This is a genomic window from Prauserella sp. PE36 (assembly GCF_003311655.1).
Taxonomy (GTDB): Bacteria; Actinomycetota; Actinomycetes; order Mycobacteriales; family Pseudonocardiaceae; genus Prauserella_A; species Prauserella_A endophytica.
The window spans coordinates 93,675-99,804 of record NZ_QEQT01000035.1 but is presented as its reverse complement, the minus strand read 5'-3'; the positions used below and the strand labels follow the sequence as shown (position 1 = coordinate 99,804).

Genomic DNA, 6,130 nt, shown 5'->3' with positions numbered 1-6,130 from the left:
CAGCGGAAACCTGGATCCACCGACTCAAGCAACAGACTCCCGGCGGAGGGCACTAGCTCGCATTTCAACCGTCTCCGTGGTTCCTCACGCGAGGATGCGGATCGGGTTCTCCAGGAGGGCGCGGAACTCGGCGAGCCACCGGGCGGCGACGACGCCGTCGACGGGCCGGTGGTCCACCGACAGCGTTACGGTCATCGTCTTGCGGATCGCCACCTCACCCTCGACGGCGACGACGTCGTCCCGCACGGCGCCGACCGCGAGGATGGCCGAGTGTGGCGGGTTGATGATCGCCGCGAACTCCTCGACGTCGAACATGCCGAGGTTCGAAACGGTGATCGAACCACCCTCAAGGTCCCGTTGCGTTAGCGCGCCGTCCTTGGCCTTGCGGGCCTGCTCCCGGATCTCGGCCCCGATCGCCGACACCGACTTGTGAGCGCAGTCGCGGATCACCGGCGTGACCAGCCCGCCGTCCGTGGCCACCGCGACGGCGACGTCCACGCCCGCGAGCCGGTGCACCGACTCCGGCGTCCACACCACGTTCATGTCGGGGACGAGCTCGTGGGCCTTGGCCACCGCTTTCACGACGAGGTCGTTGACCGAGACCTTCGAGGAGCCGTCGAGCTCCGCCCTCAGCTCGGTGAGCCGGTCGACGAAGCAGCGGGCGCGCACGTAGAAGTGCGGGGCGGTCCGCTTGCTCTCCGTCAGCCTCGCCGCGATGGCCCTGCGCATCCGCGTGTGCGGCACCTCGTCGAACTCGGCACGCACCGGCGGCGCGCCGTTCACCGCGGGATCCACGACCGGCGCCGGGTCCGTCGTCACGGCCACGGGAGCAGCCGCGCTCTCGGCGGTTTCAGCGGCCTTCATCGCGGCCACCACGTCCTTGCGCACGATCCGGCCGCCGGGCCCGGTGCCGTGCAGGTCCCGCAGCCGCAGCCCCGCCTCCTTCGCCATCTTGCGCGCGAGGGGGCTGGCGAAGATCCGCTCCGTCGTCGCCGCCGACCGCTGCCGCGGTACCTCCCGCGCGGGCGCCTCCTCGACGGGCGCCGGCTCGGTCCCGACCCCGAGCCGCGCGAGCTCGGCGTCCACATCGGACACCTTCTCGTCGACACCGGCGACCACCGCGATCGGGTTGCCGACCTCCGCCCGCACCGACGCCCCGGCGAGAATCCGCAGCAGCCTGCCTTCGGCCTCGGCGGTGATCTCGACCTGCGCCTTCTCCGTCTCGATCACGACGAGCGGGTCGCCTTCCCGGAAGGTCGCCCCTTCGTCGATGCACCAGTTCGACACGACTGCGTCGGCGGACGCCGCGGCAACCGCCGGCATGTTGAGGAGTTCGGCCACGTCGCTTCCCTCGAGTAAATCGGTTACGGGACGGCGTTACTGCGCGATCTTGGTCAGCGTCTCGACCACGTCCGGGGCGCGCGCGATGGCCGCCTGCTCGAGCACCTTGCTGATGCTCGGTGCCGCCTCACCGCCGTGCACGCGCTGCACCGGCTGGTCGAGCCAGTCGAAGAGCCGGCGCTGGATCTCGTCGGCGAGCCAGGCTCCGTAGGACGTCCCGGCTGCGCCCTGCTCGACGATCACGACGTTGTTCGTCTTGCGCACGCTCTCGTCGATCGTGTCCCAGTCGAGGCTCGCTCGGTCGAGCCACCGCAGGTCCACCACCTCGACGTCGATGCCGTCGAGCTGTCCCGCGGCCTCCAGCACGACGTTCGTCATGGCCGAGTAGGTGAGCACCGTGAGGTCGGTGCCGGGGCGCTTGACGCTCGCCCTGCCGACGGGCAGGCAGTAGTCGAGATCGTCGGCTGGACCGGGGCCGACGGCCTTGTACAGGTCGACGTGCTCGATCACCAGCACCGGGTCGTCGCAGGTGAGCGCGCTGTTCATCAGGCCCACGTAGTCGAAGGGCGTCGACGGCGCGACGATGCGCCAGCCCACGGCGGTGGCGAAGATGCCGGCGGGGTCCATGGAGTGCTGCGAGCCGTACCCCGCGCCCATGGCGATCTTCGTCCGCAGCACGAGCGGCACTTCGATGTCGCCGCCGAACATGTGCCGCACTTTGCCGATCTGGTTGAAGACCTGGTCGGCCGCCACCCAGACGAAGTCCGCGTACATGAGCTCGACGACCGGCCGGAACCGGTTGTCGACCGCGATCCCACCCGCGAGCCCCGCGAACGCGTTCTCGCAGATCGGCGTCCCCAGCACCCGGCCGGGGAACGCCGCCGCGAGCCCCTTGGTGGCGCCGTTGGTGCCGCCGCCGAGCTTGTGGACGTCCTCACCGAGCACCACGATCCGGTCGTCGGTGAGCATCCGCCGATGCATCACCTCGGGGATGACCTCCATGAACCTGCGCTGGACGACCTCGCCGTCGAACGCCTCGTCGTCGACGACCCGCGCACCCTCGAACTCCTTGAGGTCGCTGCGGATCCCCACGTCGACGAACTCCGGGTCGGGCCACAGCGCGGGCCTGATGCGCTGCTCCCCTCGCTTCCCGCCGGGCAGGGGCTCCAGCAGCGCGGCACCGATCTCCTTGAGCGCGTCCTTCGCCTGGCCGAGGAACTTCTCGCAACCCGCCTCGGTCAGCAGCTCGCGCTCGGCGAGCCGCCGGATCATCGCATCGAGCGGGTCGCGTGCCTTCCACTCGGCCTCCTCGTCCTTCGTCCGGTAGCCGAAGGCACTGCCGGGGAAGGGCCCGTTCTGGTGGAAGTACCGGTAGACGTCGGCCTCGATCAGGGTCGGCCCGTGGCCCGCGCGCATGTGCTCCACGGCCTGCACCATCGCGAGGTGGACGGCGAGCGGGTCCATGCCGTCGACGCGCCAGCTGCGGATGCCGAAGCCTGGCCCCCTCGCCGAAAGCCGGCTCTCCCCTGTCGCCTCCTCGACCGTCGTCGCCACGGCGTACTGGTTGTTCTCGATGAAGAAGCACACCGGCAGCCGCCACGCCGCCGCGAGGTTGAACGTCTCGAGTGCGGCGCCGATGTTGACCGCGCCGTCGCCGAGAAACGTGACCGAGACGGCGTCGTCCCCGGCCTGCCTGCTCGCCCAGGCGAACCCGGCGGCCTGCGGCACCGCACCGCCCACGATCGCGTTGGTGCCCATCGCCCCGGCCTCGCGCCAGCGCAGGTGCATGGAGCCACCCCGGCCACGGCAGTAGCCCTCCGCCAGGCCGCAGATCTCGGCGAGGGTGCGGCGCAGCATCGCCTTCAGGTCCGGCCGCAACGTCTCCTCGGGGTCGACGCCGTCCGGGGCGAGGTAGCCGAGCGCCTTGGACAGGAACTGGTGATGTCCCCGGTGTGAGCCGTTGATCGTGTCGGCGGGCCGCAGCGCGAGCACGGCGCCAGCGGCGCCGCCCTCCTGCCCGATGCTGGAGTGCGCGGGTCCGTGCACCAGGCCCTTCCTGGCGAGGTCGAGGACGTACTCCTCGAAGACCCGGATGAGGGCGACGTGGACGAACAGGGTTTTGAGCAGGGCCGGATCGGCTTGCCGCCAGTCATCGTCGGTCGCCCTCAGCTCGTGCCAGCCGGAGGCCGCGTGCAGCTCCGTGTACTCGGGCATCGCTCTCCTCCACCGAACAGCGTCACAGCGTCTCAGCGCGACGTTTCGCTACACGAATCTATAGTTTCAAATTACAGTAGCGACGCCCTGTACGTCCCGCAAGGGACCGCCCGGACGGCACTTCCCATCCCGTGACCGTCGGACCCCGCAGGCATCATGAAGGCATGTACCGCGAGAGCCCCGCGCCCGCGCACCTGCGCGACGCCGTGCGCTGCCTTTGGCGCAGCAGGGTGACGCCGGGCAAGCGGATCGTGCCGGACGGCTGCGTCGACCTGATGGTGGCGGGCGAGCGGGTGTTCGTCGCCGGGCCGGACACCCGGCACTGGGACACGGAGCTGCCCGGCGGCACCCTCGTGCACGGCATCCGTTTCCGGCCGGGGCAAGCTCCGCGCGCGCTCGGCGTGGCGGCCGCGGAGCTGACCGACCAGCGGGTGACGCTCGCGGACCTGTGGGGCACGCGTGGAGCCGCCGTCACCGACCTGCTGCTGCACCGGCCCACCGCGCTCGGCGACGTCGTCGCGGGCCGGCTGTCCGCCGAGCGCGACCCGCTGCTGGAGACGCTGCTCGCCCGCCTCGACGGCGGCGTCGCACGGGTGTCGGAGGCGCTCGACGGGCTCGGCGTCGGCGAACGCCAGCTGCGCCGCCGGTTCACCCTCGCCGTCGGCTACGGGCCCGCCACCTACCTGCGCGTCGCCCGCTTGCAGCGTGCCATCGCGGGCAGCCACGCGGCCGCCGACCTCGCCTCGCTCGCGGCCACGGCCGGATACGCCGACCAGGCGCACCTCTCCCGTGACTGCCGCGACCTCACCGGCTCCACCCCGCGTGCCTACTTCCGGCTCACCGGCGCGCGGGCGGCGTGACCGTTCCGTTCAAGACCCCGGGCGCGCCCTCCTGCCATGCTCACGACATGAGCACACCGCCACTCGAGCGCGCCCGCGCCTTCCTGCTGACCCACGCCAGACTGCTGGAACGCCGCCTCGCCGAGCTGTGGCTCGGCACGCCGACCCCGGCGACGGCGTACGCGGTGCTCGACGCGCTCGCGGCCTACCGCAACCCCGACGGCGGGCTCGGGCACGCCCTCGAACCAGACGCGCGCGGGCCGGAGAGCCAACCGCTCGCCGTCGACTTCGCACTCGAGGCCGTCGAGCAGGTGCTGGACTCGCCCACCGGCGCCGACCCGGCGGTCCGCGCGAGGGTCGCGGAGTTCGCCGCGAGCCTCGTGCCCTACCTGGAGTCGGTGGCCGCACCCTCCGGCGGGCTGCCGATCGTGCTGCCCTCGATCGCCGCGTACCCCAGGGCCTCGCACTGGGGTGACGGGCGGTTCCTGCCCGGGCTCAACCCGACGGCGGGCATCGTCACGCGCCTGCGCCGCGCGGGAGCGAAAGGAGCGTGGCTCGACGCCGCCGACGACTTCTGCCGCGCCGAGATCGACCAGCTCACCGACCTCGACGGGCACAGCGCGCTGAACGTGCTCCACTTCCTCGCCCACGCCCCCGACCAGGACTGGGCCGCAGGCCACCGCGCGGAGATCGGCGGCCGCCTCGGCGACCTGCCCCATTTCCATCTCCACCCGGGCGAGGGCTACGGGCTCACCCCGCTCGATCTGGCCCCGCTGCCGGAGGACCCGCTGCGTGAGCTGGTCCCCGCCGACGCCATCGCCGCCCACCTCACGGCGCTCGCGGGGGCCCAGCAGCCCGACGGCGGCTGGCCGGTCTCGTGGGAGCCGCCGGGACCGGCGTCGCTGCTGGAGTGGCGCGGCGTCGTGACGCTCAAGGCCGCGCGCGTGCTGGCCGCGAACCCCTGACGAAGCGGACCCTGGACGTCTCCGGAGGCGAGGGGCAGACTGAGACGATCGCCTACCGCAGGTGTTTGACCATGTGCGTTCGGTATTAATGACGGTGAGATCTCGCACAAATAGGACCGAGGAGCGCACGAACCCGCACAGGCGGGCTAGTCTATGCGCATGTCTGTCGCGCTAGAGAACGTCCTCGCCAAGGCCGGCCTCCGGGTCAGCTCGTCGCAGTTCCTGGCACTGGTGGAGGAGGCGGCACGACGACTTTCCCCGCCGAACCCGGAGCCGGCGCACTACTTCTCCGCCGAGCAGCAGGAGGCGCTCAGCGACGTGGGGCTGGACCTCGCCTCGCACCGCCAGGGCGAGACCGACTACCGCGCCCGCAGCGTGGCCGAGCACGCCGTGCTCGCCGACTCGGCCCTCACGGTGCTCGAGGCGGCCCGCAGGCTCGGCGTCGACGACAGCAGGATCAGGCACCGTCTCAAGGAACGCAGGCTCACCGGCTGGAAGGACCAGGGCGGCTGGCGCCTGCCCGCGTGGCAGTTCACCGCCACGAGCGTCCTGCCAGGCATCGAGACCGTGCTGCGTGCCGTGCCCGAGGACGCGCCCGCGCTCGTCGTCGCGGCGTTCATGAGCACCCCGCAGTCCGACCTGGTGATCAACGGCAAGCCCGCCACGCCTCGGCAATGGCTGCTCGCCGCGGGCGATCCGGAGCCCGTCGCGCAGCTCGCGACCACGCTCGGCACCCCGGCCTGAACACACAGCGAGAGCACGAGGAGACGG

5 protein-coding genes are annotated in these 6,130 nt (G+C 71.8%); 3 read left to right on the top strand and 2 right to left on the bottom strand.

Annotation, left to right across the window (positions count from 1 at the left end):
• Positions 1-84: 84 nt before the first annotated feature.
• Together DI005_RS04805 and DI005_RS04800 are read right to left on the bottom strand one after the other, a co-directional pair.
• Entirely contained in the window at positions 85-1,341 is a 1,257-nt protein-coding gene (locus tag DI005_RS04805) for a dihydrolipoamide acetyltransferase family protein (protein ID WP_113641374.1), read from the bottom strand.
• Between the two features lie 36 nt (positions 1,342-1,377).
• Positions 1,378-3,555 carry a thiamine pyrophosphate-dependent enzyme gene (locus tag DI005_RS04800; RefSeq protein WP_113641373.1) on the bottom strand — a complete coding sequence of 726 codons (2,178 nt, stop codon included), beginning with the start codon at positions 3,553-3,555 and terminating at the stop codon, positions 1,378-1,380.
• Between the two features lie 164 nt (positions 3,556-3,719).
• Here DI005_RS04800 and DI005_RS04795 point away from each other — a divergent pair, with 164 nt between their 5' ends.
• The 3 genes from DI005_RS04795 to DI005_RS04785 all read left to right on the top strand — a co-directional run bounded on the left by DI005_RS04795 (position 3,720) and on the right by DI005_RS04785 (position 6,103).
• Complete coding sequence (locus tag DI005_RS04795) at positions 3,720-4,415, top strand: helix-turn-helix domain-containing protein (RefSeq protein ID WP_113641372.1); 696 nt, start codon at positions 3,720-3,722, stop codon at positions 4,413-4,415.
• A 47-nt stretch (positions 4,416-4,462) separates the two neighbouring features.
• The gene (locus DI005_RS04790) at positions 4,463-5,359 is read left to right on the top strand and encodes a hypothetical protein (protein ID WP_113641371.1); all 897 of its coding nucleotides are present in this window, start codon (positions 4,463-4,465) and stop codon (positions 5,357-5,359) included.
• Positions 5,360-5,518: 159 nt separating this feature from the next.
• Positions 5,519-6,103 carry a DNA-binding protein gene (locus tag DI005_RS04785; RefSeq protein ID WP_112273160.1) on the top strand — a complete coding sequence of 195 codons (585 nt, stop codon included), beginning with the start codon at positions 5,519-5,521 and terminating at the stop codon, positions 6,101-6,103.
• Positions 6,104-6,130 lie beyond the last annotated feature (27 nt).

Coding starts and splice junctions, on each gene's coding strand:
- DI005_RS04785 (WP_112273160.1), top strand. CDS start 5,519: ATGTCTGTCGCGCTAGAGAACGTCCTCGCCAAGGCCGGCCTCCGGGTC.
- DI005_RS04795 (WP_113641372.1), top strand. CDS start 3,720: ATGTACCGCGAGAGCCCCGCGCCCGCGCACCTGCGCGACGCCGTGCGC.
- DI005_RS04790 (WP_113641371.1), top strand. CDS start 4,463: ATGAGCACACCGCCACTCGAGCGCGCCCGCGCCTTCCTGCTGACCCAC.
- DI005_RS04800 (WP_113641373.1), bottom strand. CDS start 3,555: ATGCCCGAGTACACGGAGCTGCACGCGGCCTCCGGCTGGCACGAGCTG.